Origin of the sequence: Bradyrhizobium sp. OK095, from assembly GCF_900109945.1 — a bacterium.
Taxonomy (GTDB): Bacteria; Pseudomonadota; Alphaproteobacteria; order Rhizobiales; family Xanthobacteraceae; genus Bradyrhizobium.
This window is the reverse complement of the sequence record NZ_FOBX01000009.1, coordinates 123,800-149,597: the sequence shown is the minus strand read 5'-3', so window position 1 is coordinate 149,597 and position 25,798 is coordinate 123,800. Positions and strand designations below refer to the sequence as shown.

Here is a 25,798-nt window from a genome sequence, read left to right as displayed (position 1 = left end):
TGCGTTTCCGGATGCACCATTGCCGAACGTGGATGTTCCGCGATATGTCCTGATATCACGAATGGTGCCATCATGCTGCGGATATCCCGCGATCTCGTCATCGACGAGGACGACATCGCGATCGTCTTTGTCCGCGCCTCCGGCCCGGGCGGTCAGAACGTCAACAAATTGTCGACCGCGGCCCAGCTGCGATTCGACACCCGCAAGCTGACGATCCCGGAAGATGCGGCGATCCGGCTTGCCCGCATCGCCGGCCAGCGCATGACGAAGGACGGCGTCATCGTGATCCACGCCCAGCGCTTCCGCACCCAGGAGCGTAACCGCCAGGATGCCATCGACAGGCTCGTCGAGATCCTGACCGAGGCCATGATCCGGCCAAAACCGCGCCGCGCGACGAAGCCGACTTTCGGCTCGAAGCAGCGTCGGCTCGAGGGCAAGAAGCACCGCAGCGACATCAAGTCGAAGCGCGGCGGGAGCTTCGACGACTAGCATCGCGCCGCGTCATTAATCCAAAGCGCATCGCGCGCTTTGTTCTCCTCCGAAACAGCCCGCTACTACCACCGCATCTTTGGCGACGCCTAGAGTTTGCGCACGCTGAATTTGACGTGGATGGGCGAGCTTTTGGCGATGCGCGCGATCGTGCTGGGATTGTGCACCGCGATGGTGCTGGTGGTGCGGGTTGCCGATGCGCAAATGCCCTTGCCGGCCGCAAAGCCGCCGGATGGCCCGACGCTCTTCAAGCAACAATGCGCGGTGTGCCACACCTTGAGCCTGTCGGAATCGATGCGGCAAGGCCCACCGCTGGTGAAGATCGTGGGTCGTCCCGCCGGCAAGGCCGAAGGCTTTAAATACTCAGAGGCGCTGTCGAAAGCCGACTTCACCTGGGACGAGACCAGGCTCGACGCCTGGCTCACAAATCCGCAAGGAGTCGTTCCCGGCGTGACCATGGTCTACCGGCAGGCCAAGCCGGAGACGCGCGCCAGCATCATCACCTACCTGAAGGAGCAGAACTGAATGGCGAAGCCCGTCCATTCCATGATCCGCGTGCGCGACGAGGCACGCTCGCTCGACTTCTACAAGCGCGCCTTTGGCCTCGAAATCGCCGACCACCTGAGGTTTGCGGATTTTGCCCTGATCTATCTGCGTCATCCGTCCTCACCTTTCGAAGTCGAGCTGACGGTCAATTTCGATCGCAAAGAGCCTTACCAGCTCGGCGATGGCTACGGCCATCTCGCCGTCGTGGTCGAGGACCTCGATGCCGAGCACGCTCGCTTCGAGGGCGAGAAGCTCGCACCGGGACCCTTACGCGACTTCAAGCACGACGGCAAAACGCTGGCGCGATTCTTCTTTGTCAGCGATCCCGACGGCTACAAGATCGAGGTGATCCAGCGGGGCGGACGTTTCAACTGATCAAAACGACAAAAATCAAAATCACAAAAATCTATGGAGGAATGCCATGAGAGAAGTCGATCGCCGAAGCAAGCACAGCCGCCGCGTTTTTCTCAAGGGCGCGGCAACCGCCGTGCCGATCGTGGCTGTCGCGACCAGCGTCGCCGTCAGCATCGAGGACGCCTGGGCCGATGACGCGAGCGCACTCTCGCCCGCGACGATGAAGACTCTGCTGAAGGTCGCGCGCGACATCTATCCGCACGACGTGCTCGGCGACAGCTACTACATCACCGCGATCAAGCCATGGGACGGCAAGGCCGCCAAGGACCCCGCCGTCAAGTCGCTGATCGGCGATGGCATCGCGCGGCTCGATCAGAACGCGCGGGATCGTCACAAGGCGGCTTACGCCGAAGTGCCCTGGGAAGCCGACCGCGTGGTGCTGCTCAAGGAGATCGAGCAGAGCGACTTCTTCCAGAAGGTGCGCGGTGACCTCGTCGTGTCGCTCTACAACCAGAAAGAGGTCTGGCCGCGCTTCGGCTACGAGGGCTCCTCCGCCGAGCACGGCGGCTACATCAACCGCGGCTTCGCCGACATCGACTGGCTGCCGAAAGCTTAAAGCCACCCAACGGTTCAGGAGAGAGCATATGGCAAAATTCGATCTGAACGACAGCAGCGTTGCGGTGATCGTCGGCTCCGGTGCCGGCGGCGGCACGCTGGGCAACGAGCTCGCACAAAAGGGCGTCAAGGTCGTCATCCTCGAAGCGGGTCCTCGCATCGAGAACCAGGACTTCGTCAATGACGAGTGGGAGAGCTTTTCCCAGCTCGCCTGGACCGACGCCCGCACCACATCCGGAACATGGCGCGTCGCCAAAGATTTTTCAGGCCTTCCCGCCTGGATCGTCAAGGCGGTCGGCGGCTCGACGACCCATTGGGCCGGCGCATCGCTGCGCTTCGACGAGCACGAGTTCAGGGTGAAGAGCACGTATGGTGGCCTTCCAGGGGCTAACCTGCTGGACTGGCCGGTCACGCTCGCGGAGATGGAGCCGTGGTACGCCAAGGCCGAGAACAAGATGGGCGTGACCCGCACCAACGGCATTCCCGGACTTCCCGGCAACAACAATTTCAGGGTGCTGGAGGCCGGCGCGAAGAAGCTCGGCTACAAGACCGTGCACACCGGCAACATGGCCATCAACAGTCAGCCGCGCGACGGCCGCGGCGCCTGCCAGCAGATCGGCTTCTGCTTCCAGGGCTGCAAATCCGGCGCGAAATGGTCGACGCTCTACACCGAGATCCCCAAGGGCGAGGCGACCGGCAATCTCGAGGTCCGGCCGGGCAGCATGGTGGTCAAGGTCGAGCACGATGCCAGCGGCAAAGTGACCGGTGTCGTCTATGCCGACGAGACCGGCGCGATGCAGCGCCAGAAGGCACGCATCGTTGCGGTCGCGGGCAACTCGATCGAAAGTCCGCGGCTGCTGCTCAACAGCGCCTCGACCATGTTCCCCGACGGCCTCGCCAATTCATCGGGACAAGTCGGCCGCAATTATATGCGTCACATGACCGGCAGCGTCTACGCTGTGTTCGAAAAGTCGGTGCACATGTATCGCGGCACCACCATGGCCGGGATCGTCCGTGATGAGGCCGCCAACAATCCGAAGCGCGGCTTCGTCGGCGGCTACGAGATGGAGACGCTGTCGCTCGGCCTGCCGTTCATGGCGGCGTTCCTCAATCCCGGCGCCTGGGGCCGTCCGTTCACCGCGGCGCTCGACGGCTATCCGAGGATGGCCGGCATGTGGCTGGTCGGCGAGGACATGCCGCAGGAGACCAACCGCATCACGCTCGACCCGGTCGTGAAGGACAAGTTCGGCCAGCCGGTGGCCAGCGTGCATTATGACGACCATCCCAATGACGTTGCGATGCGGGCTCACGCCTACAAGCAGGGCGCCGCGGTCTATGACGCGGTCGGCGCAACCGTCACCTATCCGACGCCGCCCTATCCGAGCACGCACAATCTCGGCTCCAACCGGATGAGCGAGAAGCCGCGCGACGGCGTGGTCAACAAGTTCGGGCAGAGCCACGACGTCAAGAACCTGTTCGTCTCCGACGGCAGCCAGTTCACCAGTGGCGCTGCCTGCAACCCGACGCTGACCATCGTCGCCCTCGCGATCCGGCAGGCGGACTACATTGCAGGTGCGATGCAGAAGAAGGAGATTTGAGGTCCGACACTGCCTGCCCGTCATTGCGAGCGCAGCGAAGCAATCCAGAATCTTTCTGCAGCGGCAGTCTGGATTGCTTCGTCGCAAGTGCTCCTCGCAATGACGGCGGAAGGAGCGTCGTAGCCCGGATGGAGCGAAGCGTAATCCGGGCTACAAGCCTGCAGCTACGCCGTCGCTTCTATTCGGCCGCATCGAGAATGGGCGCCTTGAACTCCTGCACCGATGCCATCGTCCTGGAGCGATAGATCAGACAGGAACAGCGCAGCAGCGAGGCGAAATTGTTGACCTCGCCGTGATGGTCGAGCACCTCGTTGTAAAGCGTGGTCAGGAACTTTCCGACGCTCATGTTCTCCTTGGCCGCGATCTCCTCAAGCGTGTCCCAGAACGCCATCTCCAGCCGGATCGAGGTGCAGTGTCCGCCGATCCTTAAAGATCGAGTCTGGGATTCATAGTCGCGTTGGGGCTGGTGCGCGAAGAGATGGCACATGGCGTCCTCCCGTCCTGTTGCCGTTTTTTCACGATGCTACACCGCTGTCCGGCACCCCACAATCAGGACCGGACAAGAAGATCGGCCTTTGGCCAGTGCGCAATTTTCGCGAACGTCCAATGTCTTCAATGTGATAGATAGCCCTCTTCCCCAGGGCGACACGTTCCTGTTGCCCAACACATGCTTTTGACGCAACACGGCCTAGAATAGCGCCGTCAGCGAATCCAGATTCGAGCCTCATGCCCGTCCGCCAATTGCCAGAGCAAGTCGTCAACCGCATCGCCGCTGGCGAGGTGGTCGAGCGGCCGGCGAGCGTGGTCAAGGAACTGGTCGAGAACGCCATCGACGCCGGCGCGAGCCGGATCGACGTCTTCACCGATGGCGGCGGGCGGCGCCGGATCGGCATCACCGACGACGGCAGCGGCATGACCGCGAAAGACCTCGCGCTCGCGGTCGAGCGCCATGCGACGTCAAAACTCGACGACGAGGATCTGCTCCAGATCCGCACCCTCGGGTTCCGCGGCGAGGCGCTGCCCTCGATCGGCTCCGTCGCGCGTCTCTCGATCACCACACGGCATGCCAGCGAGCCCCATGCCTGGGCGCTGTCCGTCGAGGGCGGCGAGAAATCCGAAATCATGCCGGCGGCACTGGCCCATGGCACGCGCGTCGAGGTCAACGACCTCTTCTACGCGACCCCTGCCCGGCTGAAGTTTCTCAAGACCGACCGCACCGAGGCGGAGGCGATCCGCGAGGTGGTGCGGCGCCTCGCGATGGCGCGGCCCGAAATCGCCTTCACGTTGGCTGGCGAGGAGCGCGCGCCAGTGACCTGGGCTGCCGCCCTGCCCGGCGCAGCCGGGCGCCTGACGCGGCTCGGCGATATCCTGGGCGCAGAGTTCCGCAGCCATGCCTTCGAGGTCCATGCCGAGCGCGAGGGCGTCGTCGTCTCCGGCTATGCCGCAGCGCCGGCACTGACCAAAGCCAACGCGCTCGGGCAATATCTCTTCGTCAACGGCCGCCCGGTCCGCGACAAGCTGATCCTCGGCGCGGTGCGCGGAGCCTATGCCGATTATCTGCCGCGCGACCGTCATCCGGTGCTGGCACTGTTCGTCGCGCTCGATCCGCGCGAGGTCGATGCCAACGTCCATCCCGCCAAGACCGAGGTGCGCTTCCGCAATGCCGGCCTCGTGCGTGCACTGATCGTGCACGGGCTGAAGGAAGGTCTCGCGCGTGAAGGCCGCCGTACCGCTGCCAACAGCGGCGAGAGCGCCTTGTCATCGTTCCGTCCCGCATTCACGCCGCCGCGTCCGGCAAGCTGGGACTGGCGCGCCTCGCCGTCGGCCCCGGTCGCACCTATGCCGTCATTCGACGGATCGGCGGCACCGGCCTTCGCCGAGCGTGCGCAGGCCGCCTTCGACGTCGGCGCGCCGAGCGCAGACGTGCGGTTCGAGACGCAACCGGCGGCTGACCTCGTCGACCGCCCGCTTGGCGCGGCGCGCACACAGATCCACGAGACCTACATCGTCGCGCAGACCCGCGACGGCCTCATCATCGTCGACCAGCACGCCGCGCATGAGCGCATCGTCTATGAGCGACTGAAGGCCTCGCTCGCCGCGAACGGCGTGCAGCGGCAGATCCTGCTGATCCCCGAGATCGTCGAGATGGACGAGGCGACGGTGGAACGCCTGCTCGATCGCAGCGAAGAGCTCGCGTCATTTGGCCTTGCGATCGAATCCTTCGGCCCCGGCGCGGTCGCGGTGCGCGAGACGCCGTCGCTGCTCGGCAAGACCAATGCCGGCGGCCTTTTGCGCGATCTCTCCGAGCACATGGCCGAATGGGACGAGGCGCTTCCTCTGGAACGCCGCCTGATGCACGTCGCCGCCACCATGGCGTGCCACGGCTCGGTGCGCGCCGGCCGCCGCTTGCGGCCGGAGGAGATGAACGCCCTGCTCCGCGAGATGGAGGACACCCCGAACTCCGGCCAGTGCAACCACGGCCGGCCGACCTATGTCGAGCTGAAGCTGAGCGATGTAGAGAAGCTGTTCGGGCGGAGGTGACTTACGCGTTGCGCTTCAAAAACACGAACTCCGTGTCGTCATACGCCCGCCGCTCCAGCTCCTCGTAACCTTCCGGCGTCACGAACTGCGCGGCCTTCGCCTCTTCCACCACGAGCAGCGCGCCGGGCGTCAGCCAGCCGCCATCGCGCAAGCTCGCGAGTGCCTTCTCCGCGAGGCCTTGGCCATAGGGCGGATCGAGGAACACCAGCGAGAACGGCTCGACCGGATGCGCGGGGCCCAGATCAGTCGCATCGCGGCGATAGACTTTTGTCACTCCGCCGAGACCGAGCGTCTCGACATTGTTGCGCAACAGCGCCCGCGCCTCCGCGCCGTTGTCCACGAACAGCGTGAACTTTGCGCCGCGCGAGGACGCCTCGATGCCGAGCGCGCCGGTGCCGGCGAAGAGATCGAGCACGCGCGCATCTTGAAGCGGATCGTCATAGGCGTGCACGAGAATGTTGAACACGGACTCGCGCAAGCGGTCCGCCGTAGGGCGGATGTCGCGCGAGGACGGTGAGGCGAGATTGCGCCCCTTCAAACGACCGCCGACGACGCGCAACCCTAGTCCTCCTTCGGCGTCAGATCGCGCTTGCCGTGATAGCCGCGCTTGGGACGACGCGGCGGCCCGTAGCCGTTGGCCTCGGACTCGTTGCGCTCGCGCGCCTCCTCGCTACCGGTGCGCTGCACCAGCACGCGGCGGCCCTTGCGATCGTTGATCACGTCGCGCTTGCTGACCGGCTTCTTCTCGCGCGGCGCATCGCCGTCGCTCGACGATGCTTTCTTCGGCACGTCGAACTGCGCGCCCGACTTCTCGATCACCTTGTCGCCGAGCTGATCGCGCAGCACGCGCGACTTGATCTCCTCGACCTGACCTTCGGGGACCTCGCCGAGCTGGAACGGGCCGTAGGAGACGCGGATCAGCCGGTTCACCTCGAGCCCGAGATGGGCGCAGACGTTGCGCACCTCGCGGTTCTTGCCTTCGCGGATCGCGAACACCAGCCAGACATTGGCGCCCTGGTCGCGCTCCAGTGTCGCGTCGATCGGGCCGTATTTGACGCCCTCGACTTCGATGCCGTTCTTGAGCTCGTCGAGCTGCGCCTGCGTGACGTCACCATGGGCGCGGACGCGGTAACGGCGCAGCCAGCCGGTGTCGGGCAGTTCGAGCGTGCGCGCGAGGCCGCCGTCATTGGTGAGCAGCAGCAGGCCTTCGGTGTTGAAGTCGAGCCGGCCGATCGAGATCAGCCGCGGCAGGCCTTCGGGCAAATTGTCGAACACGGTCGGGCGACCCTCGGGGTCGTCATGCGTCGTCATCAGGCCGCGTGGCTTGTGATAGATAAACAGCCGCGTGCGCTCGCGCTCCGGCAACGGCTTGCCGTCGACCAGCACGACGTCGTTCGGGGTGATGTCGAGCGCGGGCGAGTTGATGATACGACCGTTGACGGTGACGCGGCCCTGCGTGACCATCTCTTCGGCGTCGCGGCGCGAGGCAAGGCCCACGCGTGCCAGCGCCTTGGCGATGCGCTCGCCGGCCTTCTTCGGCTTGGCCTCTTCTTCCCGACGCGGCCGCCCCTCGAAATCACGATCGCGCTGACGATAAGCGCCGCGGCCGCCGAAGGCAGGACGCTTCTCGAAGATCCTGCTCTCATCCTCGTTTTCACGGCGCGGACGATCGCCAGAACTGCCTTCGCTGCGCGGATGCTCGTGCCAGTCGGAGCGCTCGCGCGGCCGGGCGAATGTCGGCCGGTCACCGCCGCGCTCACCGCGCTCGCCATCCCCGTCACGGCGGGGCCGATCAAACTTGGGACGGTCCTCGCGCGGGCGATCGAACTTGGGTCGATCAAACTTGGGCCGCTCACGGAACGGACGATCGCCCGACGGACGATCGTCGCGCGGACGCGAGAAACGCGGACGGTCGTCGCCGCCGCCGCCGCCTTCGCGCTTCTGCCAGGGCTTGTCGGCACCGCGGTCGCGGCCGCCGAAATCCTTGCCAAAATCCTTGCGCGGCCCGCGATCCGGGGCGCCCCGCGAAAATTTCCGCTCGCCGTCGAATTTGCGTTCGGGGCGGTCGCCACGCGGCGCGCGATCACCGCGATCGAAATTCGGGCGGTCGCCACGCGGCTTGAAGCTGCGCTCGCCACGATCCTCGCGCGGCCCGCGATCCGGCCCGCCCCGCGAAAACTTCCGCTCACCATCGAACTTGCGTTCCGGGCGGTCACCACGCGGCGCGTAGGGCTTCTTGTCGCCAAACTTTCTATCACTGGTCCGGGCTGCGGGACGGGAGTCGTCGCGATCCCGGCGCGGCGGACGGTCGTCACGGCCAAAGGACGGGCGATCACCGCGCGGCTTGAACGGCCGCTTCTCGCCATCGCGCGAGGAGCGGTCGGAGAATGGACGGTCGCCACGCGGTTTGAAGGGACGCTTCTCGCCGTCGCGCGACGGACGCTCGGAGAACGGACGGTCCTCACGCGGCTTGAAGGGACGGTCGCCACGCGGCTTGAAGCTGCGCTCGCCACGATCCTCGCCGCGCGGCCGGTCTTCGCGATTGAACTTCGGACGGTCGCTGAAGTCGCGGCGCGGGGCATCGCCCTCGGCGCGGGGGCGGAACGGACGGTCGCCGCGGGGCGGGCGGCTGTCGCTCTTGCCCTCGCCGCCGCGCTTGGCGAACTTCTTGTCGGGACCACGCGGCTTGCCGGAGCGGCCCTTCGGCGGTCCCTTTGACGCTCCCCTGGGGGGGCCTCGCCGGCCACGGGAATCGTTGTCTTTGTCGCTGTCGCGAGGCATGAATAATCTCACTCAGGGGGTGGCCAGAAAGCATTGTGCGCGCTCATTCGGAGCCGCATGCTCAGGCAATATCGGTAAGCACTTCTGCTGAAGGCGCAGCTACTAGCAGGTTTCTTCGGATGATACGAGGCTTGAAAGCCCCCTCTTTCATGGATTTGGCGCTCAAAACCGCCGAAAATGCCGGAAAGGCGGGCGAAGTTCCGATCGGATGCGTGGTGGTCCGGGGTTACGAGGTCATCGCCACCGCCGGCAATCGGACGCTGACCGACCATGACCCCACCGCTCATGCCGAGCTTGTCGCGCTGCGCGAGGCCGCGAAAAAGATCGGCAGCGAGCGGCTGGTGGACTGCGACCTCTACGTGACGCTGGAGCCTTGCACCATGTGTGCGGGTGCCATCTCGTTTGCAAGGGTCAGGCGGCTCTATTACGGCGCGGCCGATCCCAAGGGCGGCGCCGTCGAGTCCGGCGTGCGGTTCTTTGCTTCGCCAACCTGCCACCACGCACCGGACGTCTATTCCGGGGTCGGCGAGAGCGAGTCGGCCCGGCTGCTCAAGGAGTTCTTTCGGGAGCGGCGCTAAGGCGCGAGGAAGAACTCGCGCAGCGCCTTCGCGGTCACATCCGGATTCTCTTCCGTCAGGAAGTGCCCGGAATCCACCGGCATGCCGTCCACGTTCGTGGCCCATTGCTTCCAGGTGTCGAGCGGCGTCGCCGCCGCCTGGGCAATGCCGACGCCACCCCACAGGGCCAGCATCGGCACCGTGATCTTCTTGCCGGCTTCGAAATCGGCCTTGTCGAGGTCGTAGTCGAAATACGCGCCGGCGCGGTAGTCCTCGCACATCGCGTGCACGCGGGCGGGATCGCGGAACGGGGCGATGTAGTGTTCGAGCGCGCGCGGGTCGATCGCATCGAGCGTCTTCGACTTGGTCTGGCTCGCCATCTTGAAGCGCAGGAAGAACTCGCCATTGCCTGAGATCAACGTCTCCGGCAGCGGCGCGGGCTGGGCGAGAAACGTCCAGTGATAGATTTTTAGCGCATAGGCGCGGTTCATCCGTTCCCAGTAATTATAGGTCGGCAGGATATCGAGCACGGCAAGTTTTGATAGCCGGCCGGGATGATCGAGCGCCAGACGATAGGAGACGCGGCCGCCGCGGTCGTGGCCGGCGAGCGCGAAGTGGACGTGGCCGAGTTGCTCCATCGCCTCGACCATGGCCTTGGCCATCGCGCGCTTGCTGTAGGGGATGTGCTGCGCATCGCTGTCGGGCATGTCGGACCAGCCATAGCCCGGCAAATCGGCGATGATCAGCGTGAACTTGTCGGCCAGTTGCGGCGCCACGCGATGCCACATCACGTTGGTCTCGGAGAAGCCGTGCAGCAGCAGCAGCGGCGGGCCATTGCCGCCGACGCGGGCGAAGATGCGGCCGAAGGAGGTGTTGATCCATTCCGAGGCGAAGCCCGGATAGAGGTCGGCGAGATCGGACATGGTTCCTCCTACGTGAGGGTGCCGCAACGACGAATGTCGAAACAACCCCATGCACAGTAGCTAAGTTCAAGCCCCGCTTGAAGAATCCCAAAATGCCGGCGGGGCCGCCGCCCCCTTGCGCCCGCAGCCGGAAAAACCCTGTCAGCCCCGCGCCTTCTCGGCTTCCACCGCCTGCCAGCCGATATCGCGGCGGCAAAAACCCTCCGGCCAGCTGATCCGGTCGACGGCCTGATAGGCGCGCGCCTGCGCCTCCGTCACTGTCTTGCCGAGCGCGCAGACATTGAGCACGCGGCCGCCATTGGCGAGGGTGGCACCATCCTTCGCAACCGTGCCGGCATGGAAGATCTCGACGGTGTCGACCCCAGCGGCGTCATCGAGCCCCTCGATCCGCGTGCCCTTCTGGTAGTCGCCGGGATAGCCTTTTGCTGCCATCACCACGGTCAGCGCGGATTCCGGATACCAGCGAAGGTCAAAGTTCTTCAGCTGCCCGTCGCAGGAGGCGAGGAACGCCGGCACGATGTCCGACATCATGCGCAGCATCAGCACCTGGCACTCGGGATCGCCGAAGCGGACGTTGAACTCGAACAGTTTTGGGCCCTGCGTGGTCAGCATGATGCCGGCGTAGAGAATGCCGCGGAACGGCGTGCCGCGCTGCTTCATGCCTGATACCGTCGGCAGAATGATTTTTGCCATGATCGTGTCGTGGATCGCCGGCGTCACCAGCGGCGTCGGCGAATAGGCGCCCATGCCGCCGGTGTTCGGGCCGACATCGTGGTCGAACACGCGCTTGTGGTCCTGCGCGGACGCCAGCGGAATCGCGGTCTCGCCGTCGCACAGCGCGAAGAAGCTGATCTCGCGGCCCGGCAGAAATTCCTCGATCACGACCTCGGCGCCGGCCTCGCCAAAGGCGCCCTCGAACATCATGGCGATGGCGTCCTCGGCCTCGCGCACGGTCTTGGCAACGACGACGCCTTTGCCGGCGGCGAGGCCATCGGCCTTCACCACGATCGGCGCGCCCTGGCTCTGCACGTAAGCACGCGCATCATCGGCGTTGGTGAAGCGCTTGTAGGCGCCGGTCGGAATGCCGAATTCGGTGCACAGCGCCTTGGTAAACCCCTTGGAGCTTTCGAGCTGGGCGGGAATTTTGTTTGGCCCGAACGCCTTGATGCCGGCGGCGGTGAGATCATCGACGATGCCGGCCGCCAGCGGCGTCTCCGGACCGACCACGACGAGCTCGACCGCGTTCTGCTTGCAGAAGTCGATCACGGCAGCATGGTCGGCGACATCGAGCGCCACGCACTCCGCCTCGCGGGCGATCCCGACATTGCCCGGCGCGCACCAGAGTTTGGTCACCAGGGGAGAGGCTGCGATCTTCCACGCCAGGGCATGTTCGCGGCCGCCGGAACCAAGCAGGAGAATGTGCATCGAAGGCTCGAAATGAGGGGTTTGCTGGGGCGGAGGTCGCATGAATCGGGGTGGGGCTCAAGGGGAAACGGCCTCCATTCCCTGTCATTCCGGGGCGCGGCGCTTAGGCGCGAGCCAGGAATTCGTTTGGCCGCACCATGCGCAGCACGGTTGGCGACGCTCCGGAATTTATCTCCGCTTTCGCCGAATTAGCGAACATTGCCGAAGCTACCAGCGTCCCCACCCAATCACGAATGACCAAAGGGCGGTCGCCCAAAGCGAAGACGCTCGGTATCAAATTACAGCGCTTCCCCAAGCCCTAATCAACCACATGCGTTCAGTTCCAGAGTGCAAGCGGTGCTGTGGAGAATTGCCTATGATCTGTAAAATAAAGCACTTGACCAACAAGCAAGCGGATTCGCAGTTGATTCTGCGGTTCTCTAGTTCTCAGAAGTTCGCGAATCTGATCCTATCCCCAAGTTATACGCGTGTTGAGTTGGTTCCGAACCTATGGGGCCTGCTTGATGGGAATGATTTCCAACGTCGCGGAGAAGGCGAAGGACATCGCATTCTTTCGTGAACTTGCTGCCCGGTTGCAGCAACTCCCCGACAACGACTGGACAGATTGGGAATGGGAATGGCTTGGGGCGATGGCCCGCAAGTCAGATGCCTATGCGCCAAGTGAAAGAGAGCGCCTAAAGCTCGCTGAGATTGATTCTTACTCGGAATCTTTCGCCGGGTACGACGGTCTGAGCGTGGTGACGATGGTTTGCATTTGCCATCATTATCACCTCGACTTCCCCGAGGAAGATAGCGATTTCGTCGTTGATCTACATTGTCGTCAAGCTCGAACCGTACGCAAGCGTCAGTTGCGCCGCCTCGTCAAGCTGTGCGCTGAGAGCGGCGAGGGTACCACGTCGGCTTGGACTTACCTCAACGCGGAGCCTGCATGAACATGGAGTATTTCGATAGCAGCGATACTGACGAACTGACCGCGACAGGCTTCAAGCCGTTCTCAGCGTGTCTTGCTGAAGCTGTCGATTTTGCAGCCATGGCACGAGAGATTGGGCCGGGTTGCGATTCCCCAATTGAGGTCTCGCTTGGTGTGAGGATCAGGAAGGCGTTGCGGGTCGTGGGGGACGAAACTTTGACATGCCAGCCTCGGTACTTTTTGGATCGGTATATCTACGATCTAGCGATTTCCCGCAAAGGGCGGCCGTTTCCCATGATCATCGTCGAGTGTGACGGTAAGGACTTCCATAGCAGCCCTGAGCAGCGTCAGAATGATGCCAAGAAGAGCAAGCTGGCTGCATCGAAGGGGATCGTGCTACTTCGTTTTATCGGCTCTGAAATACATTGTGCGCCAGACGATTGCCTCGCGAAGATATTGCAGACGATGCGCTTTATGCGACCAGCCCAGCTGACGCAGGCACAATGCGACTTGCTCGACGCCGCAGGCATCAAACGGCATCCTCCCCTTCGTAGCTATGAACCCGATTGGTAGGCTTGAGAAAATACAAAGGGCTGATCCAAAGAAAAAATTACGATGACAGTGCACTAAATTCCAAAGCCAAAGCATCAGTTTGCCCCCGTTTGTTGCACTATCACCGCAATTCGCGTTCCGTCCTGTTAAACTGCCAGTCTATTCGCGGCGGTCAATCCGATGAAGCATTACAACCGACCCGAATGGCGTGCGTTTCGGACTGAAGTCATTCGCCTCCATGATGGCGTCTGCAATCGGTGCCAACGAGGTCCCGATGATGGAGTGACGATTCAGGTTCATCACAACATCTACCTACCGAATCGCCTGCCTTGGCAGTACCCACACGAAGCATGTGAGGCCCTCTGCAAAGGCTGTCACGCGCAAGAGCATGGAAAGATCATGCCGCCATCCGGATGGGAGCATTTCGGTGACTACAATGATCTTGGCGGTCTCGACGGCGAGTGCGAGCTATGTGGGACTGCAATTCGCTACGTCTTCCCCGTCTATCACGCGAGGTGGGGAACAATGGAGGTCGGGGAAGTCTGCTGTGACCATCTGACCTCCAGTGATTTTGCGACCAACCAAATGAGACACGTCAAGCGTCGCACTCGCTTCCTTTTCTCCAATCGGTAGTCTGCGGGCAAGTCCGGCTCGGCATCAATCGTTCAAAAAGGCGTTGCGCTTTCCATCGTTCCCGATGGGACAAACTACAAGCTTCGTATGAACGGCACTGTTGGGAAACTCCAGTTCGGATCAGTGCTCGAAGCAAAAATGAAGGCGTTCGATCTAATCGATTCCGGTGCGGCTCATGCATACTTCTTGAAAAGGAGACTGCGCTCCGAGCATCAGAGACACAGACATGCACAACAATACTGATCGCATCGACGGGTGGGTGTGCCCACGTTGCTCTCGCAAGAATCCCTTGGATGCTGATGGTCGCTGCCAGACGCCCGGCTGCGATGGCGTGCACCCTGTCCTTCGGAGGCGGGCAGAAGAATATCCGCCAGACGCCTAAGGCGCGACGGATTTAGACCGCCTGTGTTGGGCTTTGACGCTGAGCTCCGGACACGCCGGAGATAGACGTAAGCAAGAATCCCCTGCGAATCTTGCGCCTTGATCCAAAAGATCGTGACGGCGGATGCCATGCGTTCCTATTGCTCTTCCTCGAGCACGCCGGACTGACTGTTGTCCGCCAGATTGTCGTCAATCAGCTCAGGCAGCCACATGGAAACATCCTCGATCACCACCGCATCCTTGTGGTCGGCGTAGTATTCGTGCACACGCGTGTAGCGGTCGCCAAAGCGCGCGCGAAACTGATCGCGGACCGCCTCGTTCTTGCTGAGCACGCTTGTGATGGCACGCTTCGCCCGAAAGAATTTCAGCGGGTATTCGGTGCCGAGCACATATAGGCATTTGCGCTTGGGCGTTAGATGGTCCGACAGCAGAAAAAAGTCCTTGAAGACCGAATTCTGCCGAATTGTCTCGGCGGTGCCTTGCCAGTGAATGAATTTGAACTCGGCGACGCGGAGGTTGGTCTCAAGGTCGAACGGCCTTCCGGTATTGCCCGCGCCGAGCGACACGTACTCGACGATCTCTCCGTCCTCCAGAATGTGCGGAAGGCAGAGCATGATCCCCAGCGCATGGATCGCCGTGTTCACCTGGCCTGCCACCCGCTTGAGCGAGGCGGCCGCGGCGAGCGCCTGCTTCTCATCGCCGGACGAGGAGAGGGCGGCGAGGGATGCCGCCCGGGTCGCGCCTTTCAGTTCGTCCTCGATCCGTGCGAGTGCCCCTGTGAGGCCGCTCCCGCTGAATTTCTGCAAGGCCGCGGCTGCGGCAGCGATATCCATCTCTCAAGCCTGCTTCATGGGTGCTTCGGGATCGGCTTCGGGCCAGCTAGGAATGATCTCGTTTTTGACGATGGCGTCGATCAGGGACGCGCCATTGGCCGTCACGCGCTTCTTGTCACCCGACTCTCGGAACGCGACGCCGTACAGCTTCTTGTTGACGGCGACGACCTTGCCCGCGAGGTCCAACTCCACATGCAGCTCCCACAAGGCTCCGCCGCTCACTCCGCCATAGCTTTTCGGGACCCGAGGACCGGTTTCATAGCTGACCTCGATCTCGACAAGATCCTTGCCGTCCTCCTTGAATGGCCGGACGGTCTTGGCGGAGCCGAAGAGGCCGCCGACGTCGATCTTTTTTCCTTTGAGGAAGGCCGCTGCGCCGTCCTCGGTCCATTCGCCAACAACGCCGACGAGCGCATAGCATGTGCCCATGCGATGCCCTTCGGTCCCGGCCTTGAATTCGCGCGGCAGGCCAAGGTTGTAGAAGATGCCCCCCTTGGCCTCGAGATCACGTGCGTCGACCTCAGGTAGGGACACGAAAGCGAGGTCGGGCGCGTCGCATTCCTTTCCGTTCCAGTCCACTACGCGTTTGGTGTGGGCGAGGTTCAGCCGCCGGTTCTGTAGCGCGGGCTGTATGCTCGGAAAACGCACAAGGCCGACCGTTTCATTCGGCTCAAGCTCTTTCAGGACATGGCCCGCGGTTAGGATGCCGTACAGCTTGCCGAGCTTGACGAAGGTGCCGGTGCCCATGGGTGTCGCGGTCTCATGATTGCCCTGGCGTCCGAACTTCAGGAAGCCCACGCTGTAGTCGCATACGGGACCGGTGAATGAATCATCGATCTTGATCGTGACTTCCTGGGACAACGCCGGGGCTCCGCTAAAAATCGGGGACGCACCAGGGGTCCCGCGCAAGAGGGCGGAAGATAACAGCTTCCAGTTGCGCTTTCGAGTTGAGTAGGGGCGAGGCAGGCCACTGCGAAGACCCGCCCCCTCGAAATGGTTCAGCGTGCTTACGGTTCCCATAGTAGTTTCGGACGATTTTCGTCCAACAAAAACATCCAACATCGTGTGCAACAGCCCAGAATTTTCGTCTCGGCGGAGCGGATATGGAAGGAGCAACAAATATTTGGCAAGAAAATCGCTTGTAAGTGGATCGGCGGATAACTGTCCCAGAGGCTCCAAGGGGGCCGCCATTTCTTGAATGGTGGTCGCTTGCACCAGTCTCGCCAACGGGCCTAAACTTGCTTCCCCGCAATGATCTCCTGCAACGTCGCGACATGCCGCGCGAAGGCGCCGCGGCCGGCCGCCGTCGCAGTGACCGTAGTCTGCGGCTTCTTGCCGACGAAGGCCTTGTCCACCGAGACGTAGCCGGCCTTGGCCAAGGTCTCGATATGCGCACCGAGATTGCCGTCGGTGGCGCCGGTGAGCTTCTTCAGTCGCGAGAACTCCAGGCCAGCGGAGACCGGCAACGCATTCAGCGCCGCCATGATCTTCAGCCGCAGCGGCTGGTGGATGATGTCGTCGAGCTCGGCCATCAGATCCGCCGCATCCAGAGGCCGCCGACGATCAGGCCGCCGCCGTTGACGAAGGCCATCCAGAGCGGGAATGCCTCGCCGATGGTGAAGAAACCGATCAGCGTCAGTGCTGTGATGCCGAGCCCGATTGCCACGAACGCGTAGCCGAACCAAAGACCGGCCAGCGCATAAAACAGCATGAAGTAGATCGGCCAGAATGCGCCGAGCTGGCGCGGGCCGAAATGACCGAGAACGTTGGTGCAGAGGTAGCCGAACGCGAAGAACAGGACGAACACCAGGAGCAGCCTGACATCGAAGCCGGCCCCATGGGGGTGATGCGGCGGATTGAGCAGGCGGAGCGCAACCAGACCGGCGACACCGAGAACGTCCACGGCCACCCAGGCGTAGACCGCGTAGATCGGCCAGAGCCAGGTCACGAGATTGCCTGCGAACACCACGATGCCCCACCAGACGGCCGCGAGGCTCGCCAGCTCGTAGAGCTGCGATTGCTTCACGCGCTGGACGATGTCGTCGATATCGGCCAGCGCTGCGGACGCCTCCTTGCTGTCGATCATGTCATCCCTTTCTTCCCAGGGCTAACGCGCATGATGCTCGGTGACACCTGAGCGCACGCCTCGTCCTTCGAGACGACCGCTTCGCGGTCTCCTCAGGATGAGGCTCAGCTGCACCAGTCCCCGTTGAAGCGACCGCCGCAAACTCCGCCCTCATCCTGAGGGTCCGCCGCAGGCGGGCGTCTCGAAGGATGGCCGCGGGGAAGCCGCTCCCATATACGCTGGCCTTGCCCTCAGCGGATCGCATCATGATTGCCCTGCCCCGCGCGTTGCCACGTCCTCGGCGATGACCGAGATCGCCTTCGGGTTGGTGACGATGCCCATGTGGTTGATGCCGTCGATGATCTTGACGTCGACCGACGGTTTGATCGCCTGCACGGTCTCCGCATATTTATCCGAGATCATCATCTCGTCCTCGGCGGCGCCGAAGATCGTGATGGGGCGGGTCGTGGCCGGAAAATCGATGCGATAGCCGCGCGTCGCGAAATTGCGCATCAGGCGGTCGGAATAAATGGAGACGAGGATCTTTTCGAAATTCGGCGGCACCGCCAAAGCGAGCACCGGAAGCTGCGCGCAGCAGTCGATGCCGAGCTTGCGCAGTGCGGCGAGGCCGAGGAAGCGCGGAATGTCGGCATTGGCCCAGCCGCCGGAATGCGGCCTGTTGGTCGGCGCGTCATAGCCGAGATAGGGCGCGAGCAGCACGGTGCGCACGAACATGTCCTGCATGATCGGCGTCGCGGCGACGCGCAGCGAGAAGCCGGCACCGGCGGAATGGCCGATCAAAGTGAGCGGCAAATCCGGCGCGGTCTTGCGGATTTGAGCGACGAAATCGACGAGGTCGTCTTCGAGCTGGCCGACATAACCGATGTCGCCGCGCGTGCCGGAGCCACCGTGGCCGCGCATGTCGAGCGCCCAGATCTCGACACCACGCGCGGCGATCGCATGGGTCAGCGCGTGGTTGACGGTGCCGCTGGAGCCGGAGGAGCCATGGATGAAAACCGCGCCGCGGCCGGTTGCGGCGCCGTTCGCGGCGTAATGCCGGAAACCGATCCAGCTGCCGTCGCGGGCCTGGAAGCGCTCGAGCGGCGGCAGCGTGGACCAGTCGATACCCTTGGCGGACTCCGACACCGAGCGCATCTCAGGCGGCCGCTCCAGCGGGGTTGCGATCATCGCTGCCAGGATCAGCGCCACGCCGCCGACCGCACACAGGGCCCATTTCAGTCCGTTCAACACGCCGCGCAGCAGCCGAATCGCCATGACATACTCCAGTCAGATCGAACATCAATAGAGAACTCTATATAACAGAGTACTCTTCCAATCAACCCGGGGATTGGCGCCGGGCGGCGAAAATCCTTAACGTCGGGTCCAACCCCAAAATGCCGAATCGTGTGCCGATGCCGCCTGCGGAACAACTGAACAACGCCCCCGAATTCACCGTCTCCGAACTCTCGCAGTCCCTGAAGCGGACGGTGGAGGACACTTTTGGCCATGTCCGGGTCCGCGGCGAAATCTCCGGCTTTCGCGGCGCCCATTCCTCCGGCCATTGCTATTTCGCGCTCAAGGACGAGAGCGCCAAGATCGAGGCGGTGATCTGGAAGGGCGTGCACGGGCGGATGCGCTTCAAGCCCCAGGAGGGGCTCGAGGTCATCGCCACCGGCAAGCTGACGACCTATCCGGGCTCCTCGAAATACCAGATCGTGATCGAGGCGCTGGAGCCGGCCGGCATCGGCGCCCTGATGGCGCTGATGGAGGAGCGCAAGAAGAAGCTCGCCGCCGAAGGTCTGTTCGACGAGGCACGAAAACAGCTGCTGCCCTGGCTGCCGGAGGTGATCGGCGTCGTGACCTCGCCGACCGGCGCTGTTATCCGCGACATCCTGCACCGGCTCGAGGACCGCTTCCCCCGCCATGTGCTGGTGTGGCCGGTGAAGGTTCAGGGCGAAGGTTCGGCCGAGCAGGTTGCGGCCGCGATCCGCGGCTTCAACGCGCTGCCGGAAGGCGGCAAGATTCCGCGGCCCGACGTGCTGATCGTCGCGCGCGGCGGCGGCTCGCTGGAGGATCTCTGGTCGTTCAACGAGGAGATCGTGGTGCGCGCGGCGGCCGAGAGCATGATCCCGCTGATCTCCGCGGTCGGCCACGAGACCGACATCACGCTGATCGATTTCGTCGCCGACAAGCGCGCGCCGACGCCGACGGCCGCAGCCGAAATGGCGGTGCCGGTGCGCAGTGATTTGTTTGTCGAGGTCGCCGATCTCGGACGGCGCACGCACGCCTATTGGCGGCGTGCCCACGAAAGCCGCCGCAACGAGCTGCGTGCCGCTGCGCGCGCGCTGCCGGCGGCCGGCGATCTGCTGGCGATTCCGCGGCAGCGGCTGGATTCGGCGGGCGCGTCCCTGCCCCGCGGCCTCAAGGCCAACACGCATGCGCATTTCCGCAGGTTTACCGCGGCGAGCGCAAAGCTGACGCTGCGGGTGCTGCACGGCCAAATCTCGCAGGCCGATCACCGGCTCACCGTGTGCGGCGAGCGGCTTGGCCTGTCCGCACGCTCGCTGCTGCGGCGGCGGCGCGATCGTTTTGCCGGGCTCGAGGTTCGGCTGCGCGCCTCAAAACTTTCGAATGCACAGGCGCAGCGCAACGCCATCGCCCGCCAGCGCGAGCGCACGCATCGTCTGGCGGAGCGGGCCAACCGCGCGCTGGTCACGCTGCTGCAACGGCTCGATGCCCGCGTCGGCAACAGCGGCAAGCTGCTTTCGGCACTGTCCTATCGCGGCGTGCTCGCGCGCGGCTTTGCCTTGGTGCGGGATGAAGCCGGACACCCGCTGCATGCGGCGGATGCGATCGGACCCGGCGCACGCGTCGAGATCGAGTTTGCGGATGGACGTGTCGGCGCGACCGCGGATTCGGATCGTGCAGCTCCGACGGCAAAGCGTGCGCCGGCGCAGCCAAAGCCGGACGCGCAAGACGCCAAGCCCGCACCGAAGCGCGTGGCCAAGCCGGTGGATCAGGGTAATTTGTTCTGAGTTAATTAGGCGGGCGCGTCGCCTCAATCCCGTCACTGCGAGCACAGCGACGATGTGGAGGCGGTGCGTAGCCCGCATGAGCGAAGCGATATGCGGGAACGGTCGCCCCGGATATCGCTTCGCTCATCCGGGCTACAAGACCGTCGTCGTTTACCGGCAGGTCAATCCCGCGTCGATCGTGGTCCAGAAGCCGCAATGGTCCGGCGCGACCATGGGGGCGCCGGCTTGGGCTTCGAACAGGAAGACCGCGACGGTGAAGATGATCAGTGCGGAGGAGAACAGGACGAAGCGGTTGCGCATGTCCGATGCGTTGAATCGACATCATGGTCGAATGATGGCGCCGCCACAGGCTGAAACCGCATTCGCATGCGATCCGTAGATTCCCGGTCGGCCATCATAGCCGTGCAGGGCGGTGGTCGATGCGGGGCTGTCCGCTGTTGTTCCTCGGGCGGCCCCGCTTTGCCAACGAACCGTAGCCCGCATGAGCGAAGCGACATGCGGGAACGGTCGCCCCGGATATCGCTTCGCTCATCCGAGCTACGATACCACCATCATCGCGCCAGCCACTCCGCCACGTCCTTCTGCGACTCCGCGCGCGCTTCCGCATCGGTGCCGAGATGACCGTGCTCGGGCGCTGTGGCATCGCTGCTGGCGCTCGCCGCGTGCAGCGGCGTGTTGGCGCGGTCGAAATCGTGATAGGCGCCGGGATAGACGACAATGCGCGTGAGCGCGCTGCGGCCGTGGGCGCCGTCGACCATCTGGCGGCAGGCCGGCGGCGACGACACGTCGTCATTGGCGCCGATCAGTACCAGGGTCGGCACCCGCGCGCTCCAGCCGAGGCCGGCGGAGATCCGGCAATCCGGATAGAATGCGATCGCTGCGCGAAAATCCGGGCTGGTGTCGCGCGCCGCACTCTGCGGACGCACCGCCCAGAGCAGCGCGCTGGCGCCGTTGGCCCAGCCGATCAGGCTGACACGGTCGCGCGCCACCCAATTCTGCTTCATCAGCCAGGCGCGCGAGGCCGCGATGTCGGCGACGCGCTCGCGCCGCGCCTTGATGTGCATCTCCTTGACGCGGCATTGCGGCCCGAGCTCGCGCGACCCGTAGCTGTCAGGCAGCAGCACAGCGTTACCGGCCTTGAGCAGCCGCTCGGTCCAGTCGCGATAGCGCGCCAGCACCGGATCGGCATGGCCGCCGAGTCCACCGCAGCCATGCAGCGCGATCACGGTCGGGAACGGCCCCTCGCCCTCGGGCTTGAACAGCTGCGCATGCAGGATTCCGCCAGCGAGCGGAATCTCGACCTGATGCGGCGCCGTCTCCGGCGCGGCACGCGCGGCGGACATCAGCAGCATCAGGAACAGGGCGGTCAATCGAAGGCGCATCGGTCTCTGCGTCAATATCCCAAGGTTGATATCCCAAGGCTGAGCACTATCACGCGGATGCGGCGCCAAAACATCACAAACCGGTGGGTTTACCGGGCGGACAAGCCACCCTATCTATGCTACATTCCGTCCAACACATCGTGCCCTCCAGGGTCTTCCTGGAAGCGGCCTTCCACGGAGACTTTCGACCGTGCTGAACAAGTTCGGCCCCTCGGGCAATGGCGAAGCGCAGGTGCAATATCTCGACGGCGATTTCCGCGTGATCTCGCCGGGCACCTTTGTTCGCTGCGCGATATCAGACACGCGGATTCCGCTCGACGAACTGAAGTACTGGAGCGTGGATTTGCAGGAAGCCTACGCTACGCCGGCCGCCGTGCTGCAGCGGCACTTTCCCGGTGAGCTGAAGCAGCCGTAAGGCTGCGTCCGCGCTTCTATTGCTGCTCGGTGCCATCGCCGCCCACGCAGGTCTTGATAAAACTCTTCCTGGGTTCGCCAGCGATCTTCTGATCGATCGCCTGCTTCAGGCAATCGACTCGCGCCTGCGCCAGGCAGAGCTGCATCTGGTCGCGCCTGTCCTGCCCCTTCAGGCTTGCCGTGGTGGCAAGACACGTCACGCGCTTGGTCGCAGGAACCGGCACTGTGGCGGGCGCAGCGGACGGCGTCGTTTGTGCAAGCACAGGCGCAACAATCAGACACACAAGGCAGGCGGCGACGGCCGCAAACGGAAATTTCATCGCATTCTCCTGATCGTTTGAAAACGATAGGAGCTTGCGATGAACGCCGCCTGAATGGCGGTGCCGTAGGGTGGGTTAGCCCGGCAACTGCGCTCCGCGCAGTCGCAGGGCTAACCCACCCTACGGGATCACCGCGTGTTGAACCTTCGCTCGCGCGCCTTGTAGAGATGATCGCTGATCAGCTGCCGCAGCTTCGCCGGATCGTCGAATTCGAGCTGGACGGCGAACGGCACGATGTTATCGGGCACATCGTCACGGCCGCGCAGGCGTGAAAAATCCTTTTCCGTGGTCACCAGCGTGAGTTGCTCTCGCGCCGCGTCCGCCGCCATCGCGGCAATCTCCTCGCGCGAGAACATGTGATGATCGGCGAACGGGCGCGTGCGTGCGACCTCGATACCGCCGGTGCGCAGGGTGCGGAAGAAGCGCTCGGGATCGCCGATGCCGGCGAAGGCGAAAACCGGTTTGCCGAACAGCTGCGCGAGCGAGGCCGCATCCGGCTTCAACCGCGCGCGCAGCTCCGGCTTGTTGCGCTTGGCAAGCTCGGCCGCGACACCGTCCGCGGCGTGCCCATTGCCGATCAGCACCAGCGCGTCGGTGCGCGCGAGCTGTGCCCTCAAGGGCGCGCGCAGGGGACCTGCCGGGAACACCTTGCCGTTGCCGATGCCGCGCTCGCTGTCGATCACGATCAGCGAGGCGTCCTTCAGCAGGCGCGGGTTCTGGAAACCGTCGTCCATCAGGATCACGGTGGCGGCTTGCGACTTCGCGAGCGCGACGCCTTCGAGGCGGTCGCGCGCCACGGCGACAGGGACGTCGCGCGCCATCATCAGCGGCTCGTCGCCGATGTCGGCGGCGGTGTGACGCGCGCGGTCGACCATGACGGGGCCGCGCAAGCGCCCGCCATAGCCGCGGCTGAGCACCACCGGCGTCTCGCCGAGATCGCGCAGGAGTTTTGTCAGCGCCAGCACGGTCGGTGTCTTGCCGGCGCCGCCGACATGATAATTGCCGACGCAGATCACGGGGATGCCGGCGTCAAAGCCCGGGAGCGCCATCCGGCGCGCGGTGATGGCGCCGTAGAGTGCGCCCAGCGGACTGAGGAGATGCGACTTCGGGGAACGCGGCCGGTACCAGAAGGCCGGCTCACGCATTGGCGGCTCCCATCTCGATCCGCAGTTGCAGCAGATAGGGCTCGAGCGCGGCCATGGTGCGATTGAGCGCCCCGCCGAGCTGCTCGACAACGCCGCGACCTGCCTGCTGCATCTTGTCGCGCACGGCAGGATCGGCCAGCAGCTGGCCGAGCTGCTTGACCAGGATCTCCGGCGTGTCGGCCTGGCGCGCGCCGCCGCTTGCATCGAGCGCCTCGTAGACTTCGGCGAAGTTGAAGACGTGCGGACCATGGACGATGGCGGCGCCGAGCTTGATCGCCTCGATCGGGTTCTGGCCGCCATGGTGGATCAGCGATCCGCCCATGAACACGATCGGCGAGAGGCGGTAGAACAGGCCAAGCTCGCCCATGGTGTCGGCGACATAGACGTCGGTCGTGGCCGAGAGCTGCTCGTCGCGCGAGCGTAAGGCGGGCTTCAGGCCGGACGCCGTGATCATGCCCGATATCTGGGAGCCGCGATCCGGATGCCGCGGCACGATCACGGTGAGGAGCTGCGGGAAGAAACCGACGAGGCTGCGATGCGCCGCGACCAGCATCTCGTCCTCGCCCGGATGGGTCGAGGCCGCGACGATGATCGGACGGCCGCGCGTCACCGCCATCAGCCGTTCGAGCTTTGCAGGGTCCGCCGGCGGTGCCGGCACGTCGAGCTTGAGATTGCCCGTGGTGACGACGTCGCGGCCGCCGAGCGCGGCGTAGCGCTCCGCGTCCGTCTTCGACTGCGCCAGACAAATATCGAACCGCGACAGCAGCGCCGAGATGGTGCCGTACATGCGCCGCCAGCGCGGGAACGAACGTGGCGACATCCGTCCGTTGATCAGCACCATCGGCACGCGCCGCGCCGCGCCCGCCAGGATCAGGTTCGGCCAGAGGTCGGATTCGATGAACAGCGCCAGCGACGGCTTCCAATGGTCGAGGAAGCGCGCGACGTAGCGCGGGGAATCATACGGCACGTATTGATGGATGACGTCGGGCGGAAAGCGCTTGGCAACGACGGCCGCCGAGGTGACGGTGCCTGACGTGAGCAGGATGCGCAGGTTCAGATCGCGCAGCCGCTCGATCAGCGCGGCGGCGGCGAGCACCTCGCCGACGCTGGCGCCGTGGATCCAGACCAGCGGGCCATGCGGCCGCACGTCCAGGGACAGGCCGCGCCGCTCGCCGACCCGTGCGGGATCTTCCTTGCCCTGCTGCAGCCGCCGCTTGATCAGCACAGGCGCCAGCGGCACCAGGCCGGCGGAGAGGTGCTGGTACATCCGCAGCGTGATCGGCAGCGCATTGGGCAGCGTGTTAGCCATCTTCGGGTCCCGGACGGCCGAGCTGCGCATAGGCGCGGCGGGTCGCCTCGTTCAACGTATCTTCCAGCTCCTGCCGCAGCGCTTCCATCATGGCAGCGTCTGCGTCCGGCGGCACGCTGATTTCCTTGATGCCGACCAGGGCGCCCCGCCCGAACGGCAAATTGATGGTGGTGCGGTCCCAGTTCTTGAGCCGGATGAAGCGGCTGGTCGCCATCGCGAAAGGCATGATCGGTCGCCCCGATTCCCGTGCCAGCATGATGATGCCGAGGCCTGCCACGCGCGAGCGCTTGGGGACATCGGCGGTCAGCGCGACATTACAACCGTCCTGCAGCGTCCGCACCATTTCCTTGAAGGCGCCGACCCCACCTTTGCGGTGGAAGGCGCCGCCATGGTCGCCGGATCCCCGGATCGTGCCGATGCCGAGCCGCTCGGCGGCAATGGCGTTGAACTCGCCGTCGCGGTGCCGCGAGATCAGGACCCTGGCCTTGTAGGAGTCCTTGTTCTTGATGAAGGGGGTGAGGAAGTGCTGGCCGTGCCAGAAGGCGAAGATCGCCGGGATCTGCGGCTCGACGATGTCATAGACCTCGGGCGGATCGAATTTGAATTTGTTGGTCCGCCAGACCAGGCGCAGATATTCGGCCGCCAGGACCCCGACGGCACGCTGAACGAAGCTGCTTCGTAGCGTATTGCGAAGCAGCTTTTTCAACGCGCCGGTTCTTGATTGGGGTCGAGCAGACGGTGGAGATGGACGATGAAATAGCGCATCTGCGCATTGTCGACCGTGCTCTGCGCCTTCGCCCGCCAGGCGGTGTGGGCGGTCGCATAGTTCGGATAGAGGCCGACGATTTCGACGTCGTCCAGGTTCTTGAAGGTGTTGTGCTCGAGATCGAGCAGCTCGCCACCAATCACAAGATGAAGCAGTTGTTGCGGGGCACTATCTGGCATGGGTTCTGTTCCTAACGGGCTGCCCGGCAAAGCAGTGTTCGAGAA

The 25,798-nt window shown here is 64.1% G+C and carries 28 protein-coding genes; 11 read left to right on the top strand and 17 right to left on the bottom strand.

Annotated elements, in window-relative coordinates:
- Positions 1-72: 72 nt before the first annotated feature.
- The 5 genes from arfB (at position 73) to BMW89_RS23895 (ending at position 3,602) form a co-directional block, all read left to right on the top strand.
- A complete protein-coding gene (gene arfB, locus BMW89_RS23915) occupies positions 73-489 on the top strand; it encodes an alternative ribosome rescue aminoacyl-tRNA hydrolase ArfB (protein ID WP_092029480.1) in 417 nt (138 codons plus the stop codon).
- 138 nt (positions 490-627) lie between these two features.
- Positions 628-1,014, top strand: coding sequence for a c-type cytochrome (locus BMW89_RS23910; protein ID WP_177196300.1), 387 nt, complete (start codon positions 628-630; stop codon positions 1,012-1,014).
- Positions 1,015-1,410: a VOC family protein gene (locus BMW89_RS23905; RefSeq protein ID WP_092029478.1), complete on the top strand. Its 396-nt coding sequence runs from the start codon at positions 1,015-1,017 to the stop codon at positions 1,408-1,410.
- 46 nt (positions 1,411-1,456) lie between these two features.
- Positions 1,457-2,005, top strand: coding sequence for a Twin-arginine translocation pathway signal (locus BMW89_RS23900; protein WP_092029477.1), 549 nt, complete (start codon positions 1,457-1,459; stop codon positions 2,003-2,005).
- A 28-nt stretch (positions 2,006-2,033) separates the two neighbouring features.
- Positions 2,034-3,602, top strand: coding sequence for a GMC family oxidoreductase (locus BMW89_RS23895; protein WP_092029476.1), 1,569 nt, complete (start codon positions 2,034-2,036; stop codon positions 3,600-3,602).
- Between the two features lie 178 nt (positions 3,603-3,780).
- Here BMW89_RS23895 and BMW89_RS23890 read toward each other — a convergent pair whose 3' ends face one another.
- A complete protein-coding gene (locus BMW89_RS23890; protein ID WP_092029475.1) occupies positions 3,781-4,089 on the bottom strand; it encodes a ribbon-helix-helix domain-containing protein in 309 nt (102 codons plus the stop codon).
- A gap of 239 nt (positions 4,090-4,328) precedes the next feature.
- Here BMW89_RS23890 and mutL point away from each other — a divergent pair, with 239 nt between their 5' ends.
- Entirely contained in the window at positions 4,329-6,143 is a 1,815-nt protein-coding gene (mutL, locus tag BMW89_RS23885; protein WP_092029474.1) for a DNA mismatch repair endonuclease MutL, read from the top strand.
- A 1-nt stretch (position 6,144) separates the two neighbouring features.
- On the opposite strand, the gene rsmD is transcribed toward mutL, so the two are convergent.
- A complete protein-coding gene (gene rsmD / locus BMW89_RS23880) occupies positions 6,145-6,702 on the bottom strand; it encodes a 16S rRNA (guanine(966)-N(2))-methyltransferase RsmD (protein ID WP_092029473.1) in 558 nt (185 codons plus the stop codon).
- A 2-nt stretch (positions 6,703-6,704) separates the two neighbouring features.
- On the bottom strand, positions 6,705-8,924 hold the full coding sequence (locus BMW89_RS23875) for a pseudouridine synthase (RefSeq protein ID WP_177196270.1): 2,220 nt from the start codon (positions 8,922-8,924) through the stop codon (positions 6,705-6,707).
- A 119-nt stretch (positions 8,925-9,043) separates the two neighbouring features.
- On the opposite strand from BMW89_RS23875, the gene BMW89_RS23870 reads away from it, so the two are divergent.
- Positions 9,044-9,502 (top strand): nucleoside deaminase, encoded by a 459-nt coding sequence (locus BMW89_RS23870; protein WP_092029471.1) that lies wholly within the window; start codon positions 9,044-9,046, stop codon positions 9,500-9,502.
- Here the strand turns inward: BMW89_RS23870 and BMW89_RS23865 are convergent.
- A complete protein-coding gene (locus BMW89_RS23865; RefSeq protein ID WP_092029470.1) occupies positions 9,499-10,404 on the bottom strand; it encodes an alpha/beta fold hydrolase in 906 nt (301 codons plus the stop codon). The genes BMW89_RS23870 and BMW89_RS23865 overlap by 4 nt on opposite strands.
- 141 nt (positions 10,405-10,545) lie before the next feature.
- Positions 10,546-11,829: a phosphoribosylamine--glycine ligase gene (gene purD / locus BMW89_RS23860; RefSeq protein ID WP_092029469.1), complete on the bottom strand. Its 1,284-nt coding sequence runs from the start codon at positions 11,827-11,829 to the stop codon at positions 10,546-10,548.
- A 503-nt stretch (positions 11,830-12,332) separates the two neighbouring features.
- Between purD and BMW89_RS23855 the strand changes: the two genes are divergently transcribed.
- Together BMW89_RS23855 and BMW89_RS23850 are read left to right on the top strand one after the other, a co-directional pair.
- Positions 12,333-12,761 (top strand): hypothetical protein, encoded by a 429-nt coding sequence (locus tag BMW89_RS23855; RefSeq protein ID WP_092029468.1) that lies wholly within the window; start codon positions 12,333-12,335, stop codon positions 12,759-12,761.
- Positions 12,758-13,312: an endonuclease domain-containing protein gene (locus BMW89_RS23850; RefSeq protein ID WP_092029467.1), complete on the top strand. Its 555-nt coding sequence runs from the start codon at positions 12,758-12,760 to the stop codon at positions 13,310-13,312. Before BMW89_RS23855 ends, BMW89_RS23850 begins: the two co-directional genes overlap by 4 nt.
- 1,130 nt (positions 13,313-14,442) lie before the next feature.
- Here the strand turns inward: BMW89_RS23850 and BMW89_RS23845 are convergent.
- The 5 genes from BMW89_RS23845 to BMW89_RS23825 all read right to left on the bottom strand — a co-directional run bounded on the left by BMW89_RS23845 (position 14,443) and on the right by BMW89_RS23825 (position 18,478).
- A complete protein-coding gene (locus tag BMW89_RS23845) occupies positions 14,443-15,138 on the bottom strand; it encodes a hypothetical protein (RefSeq protein ID WP_092029466.1) in 696 nt (231 codons plus the stop codon).
- A 3-nt stretch (positions 15,139-15,141) separates the two neighbouring features.
- Complete coding sequence (locus BMW89_RS23840; protein WP_092029465.1) at positions 15,142-15,999, bottom strand: hypothetical protein; 858 nt, start codon at positions 15,997-15,999, stop codon at positions 15,142-15,144.
- Between the two features lie 371 nt (positions 16,000-16,370).
- Positions 16,371-16,670, bottom strand: a complete 300-nt coding sequence (locus tag BMW89_RS23835) for a winged helix-turn-helix domain-containing protein (RefSeq protein ID WP_071909521.1) — start codon at positions 16,668-16,670, stop codon at positions 16,371-16,373.
- Positions 16,670-17,224 carry a hypothetical protein gene (locus BMW89_RS23830; RefSeq protein WP_092029464.1) on the bottom strand — a complete coding sequence of 185 codons (555 nt, stop codon included), beginning with the start codon at positions 17,222-17,224 and terminating at the stop codon, positions 16,670-16,672. Before BMW89_RS23830 ends, BMW89_RS23835 begins: the two co-directional genes overlap by 1 nt.
- 243 nt (positions 17,225-17,467) lie before the next feature.
- On the bottom strand, positions 17,468-18,478 hold the full coding sequence (locus BMW89_RS23825) for an alpha/beta hydrolase (RefSeq protein ID WP_177196269.1): 1,011 nt from the start codon (positions 18,476-18,478) through the stop codon (positions 17,468-17,470).
- Between the two features lie 137 nt (positions 18,479-18,615).
- Here BMW89_RS23825 and xseA point away from each other — a divergent pair, with 137 nt between their 5' ends.
- Positions 18,616-20,238, top strand: a complete 1,623-nt coding sequence (gene xseA, locus BMW89_RS23820) for an exodeoxyribonuclease VII large subunit (protein WP_177196299.1) — start codon at positions 18,616-18,618, stop codon at positions 20,236-20,238.
- A gap of 150 nt (positions 20,239-20,388) precedes the next feature.
- Here the strand turns inward: xseA and BMW89_RS37430 are convergent, their stop codons facing one another.
- Complete coding sequence (locus tag BMW89_RS37430) at positions 20,389-20,538, bottom strand: hypothetical protein (protein WP_143062810.1); 150 nt, start codon at positions 20,536-20,538, stop codon at positions 20,389-20,391.
- 251 nt (positions 20,539-20,789) lie between these two features.
- On the bottom strand, positions 20,790-21,620 hold the full coding sequence (locus BMW89_RS23815) for a dienelactone hydrolase family protein (RefSeq protein ID WP_092029462.1): 831 nt from the start codon (positions 21,618-21,620) through the stop codon (positions 20,790-20,792).
- A gap of 190 nt (positions 21,621-21,810) precedes the next feature.
- Here BMW89_RS23815 and BMW89_RS23810 point away from each other — a divergent pair, with 190 nt between their 5' ends.
- Positions 21,811-22,035: a DUF2093 domain-containing protein gene (locus tag BMW89_RS23810; RefSeq protein WP_092029461.1), complete on the top strand. Its 225-nt coding sequence runs from the start codon at positions 21,811-21,813 to the stop codon at positions 22,033-22,035.
- A 16-nt stretch (positions 22,036-22,051) separates the two neighbouring features.
- On the opposite strand, the gene BMW89_RS23805 is transcribed toward BMW89_RS23810, so the two are convergent.
- From BMW89_RS23805 to BMW89_RS23785, 5 genes are all read right to left on the bottom strand, one after another.
- Entirely contained in the window at positions 22,052-22,354 is a 303-nt protein-coding gene (locus BMW89_RS23805) for a hypothetical protein (protein ID WP_092029460.1), read from the bottom strand.
- 128 nt (positions 22,355-22,482) lie between these two features.
- The gene (gene lpxK, locus BMW89_RS23800; protein WP_092029459.1) at positions 22,483-23,499 is read right to left on the bottom strand and encodes a tetraacyldisaccharide 4'-kinase; all 1,017 of its coding nucleotides are present in this window, start codon (positions 23,497-23,499) and stop codon (positions 22,483-22,485) included.
- Positions 23,492-24,838 (bottom strand): 3-deoxy-D-manno-octulosonic acid transferase, encoded by a 1,347-nt coding sequence (locus BMW89_RS23795; protein WP_092029458.1) that lies wholly within the window; start codon positions 24,836-24,838, stop codon positions 23,492-23,494. The genes lpxK and BMW89_RS23795 overlap by 8 nt, the downstream gene beginning before the upstream one ends.
- Positions 24,801-25,514 (bottom strand): lysophospholipid acyltransferase family protein, encoded by a 714-nt coding sequence (locus BMW89_RS23790; RefSeq protein WP_092029457.1) that lies wholly within the window; start codon positions 25,512-25,514, stop codon positions 24,801-24,803. The genes BMW89_RS23795 and BMW89_RS23790 overlap by 38 nt, the downstream gene beginning before the upstream one ends.
- Complete coding sequence (locus tag BMW89_RS23785; RefSeq protein ID WP_092029456.1) at positions 25,511-25,753, bottom strand: DUF4170 domain-containing protein; 243 nt, start codon at positions 25,751-25,753, stop codon at positions 25,511-25,513. The genes BMW89_RS23790 and BMW89_RS23785 overlap by 4 nt, the downstream gene beginning before the upstream one ends.
- Positions 25,754-25,798: the final 45 nt, after the last annotated feature.

Coding starts and splice junctions, on each gene's coding strand:
- arfB (WP_092029480.1), top strand. CDS start 73: ATGCTGCGGATATCCCGCGATCTCGTCATCGACGAGGACGACATCGCG.
- BMW89_RS23910 (WP_177196300.1), top strand. CDS start 628: ATGCGCGCGATCGTGCTGGGATTGTGCACCGCGATGGTGCTGGTGGTG.
- BMW89_RS23905 (WP_092029478.1), top strand. CDS start 1,015: ATGGCGAAGCCCGTCCATTCCATGATCCGCGTGCGCGACGAGGCACGC.
- BMW89_RS23900 (WP_092029477.1), top strand. CDS start 1,457: ATGAGAGAAGTCGATCGCCGAAGCAAGCACAGCCGCCGCGTTTTTCTC.
- BMW89_RS23895 (WP_092029476.1), top strand. CDS start 2,034: ATGGCAAAATTCGATCTGAACGACAGCAGCGTTGCGGTGATCGTCGGC.
- BMW89_RS23890 (WP_092029475.1), bottom strand. CDS start 4,089: ATGTGCCATCTCTTCGCGCACCAGCCCCAACGCGACTATGAATCCCAG.
- mutL (WP_092029474.1), top strand. CDS start 4,329: ATGCCCGTCCGCCAATTGCCAGAGCAAGTCGTCAACCGCATCGCCGCT.
- BMW89_RS23875 (WP_177196270.1), bottom strand. CDS start 8,924: ATGCCTCGCGACAGCGACAAAGACAACGATTCCCGTGGCCGGCGAGGC.
- BMW89_RS23870 (WP_092029471.1), top strand. CDS start 9,044: ATGATACGAGGCTTGAAAGCCCCCTCTTTCATGGATTTGGCGCTCAAA.
- BMW89_RS23865 (WP_092029470.1), bottom strand. CDS start 10,404: ATGTCCGATCTCGCCGACCTCTATCCGGGCTTCGCCTCGGAATGGATC.
- purD (WP_092029469.1), bottom strand. CDS start 11,829: ATGCACATTCTCCTGCTTGGTTCCGGCGGCCGCGAACATGCCCTGGCG.
- BMW89_RS23855 (WP_092029468.1), top strand. CDS start 12,333: ATGGGAATGATTTCCAACGTCGCGGAGAAGGCGAAGGACATCGCATTC.
- BMW89_RS23850 (WP_092029467.1), top strand. CDS start 12,758: ATGAACATGGAGTATTTCGATAGCAGCGATACTGACGAACTGACCGCG.
- BMW89_RS23845 (WP_092029466.1), bottom strand. CDS start 15,138: ATGGATATCGCTGCCGCAGCCGCGGCCTTGCAGAAATTCAGCGGGAGC.
- BMW89_RS23835 (WP_071909521.1), bottom strand. CDS start 16,670: ATGGCCGAGCTCGACGACATCATCCACCAGCCGCTGCGGCTGAAGATC.
- BMW89_RS23830 (WP_092029464.1), bottom strand. CDS start 17,224: ATGATCGACAGCAAGGAGGCGTCCGCAGCGCTGGCCGATATCGACGAC.
- BMW89_RS23825 (WP_177196269.1), bottom strand. CDS start 18,478: ATGGCGATTCGGCTGCTGCGCGGCGTGTTGAACGGACTGAAATGGGCC.
- xseA (WP_177196299.1), top strand. CDS start 18,616: ATGCCGCCTGCGGAACAACTGAACAACGCCCCCGAATTCACCGTCTCC.
- BMW89_RS37430 (WP_143062810.1), bottom strand. CDS start 20,538: ATGCGCAACCGCTTCGTCCTGTTCTCCTCCGCACTGATCATCTTCACC.
- BMW89_RS23815 (WP_092029462.1), bottom strand. CDS start 21,620: ATGCGCCTTCGATTGACCGCCCTGTTCCTGATGCTGCTGATGTCCGCC.
- BMW89_RS23805 (WP_092029460.1), bottom strand. CDS start 22,354: ATGAAATTTCCGTTTGCGGCCGTCGCCGCCTGCCTTGTGTGTCTGATT.
- lpxK (WP_092029459.1), bottom strand. CDS start 23,499: ATGCGTGAGCCGGCCTTCTGGTACCGGCCGCGTTCCCCGAAGTCGCAT.
- BMW89_RS23795 (WP_092029458.1), bottom strand. CDS start 24,838: ATGCGCAGCTCGGCCGTCCGGGACCCGAAGATGGCTAACACGCTGCCC.
- BMW89_RS23785 (WP_092029456.1), bottom strand. CDS start 25,753: ATGCCAGATAGTGCCCCGCAACAACTGCTTCATCTTGTGATTGGTGGC.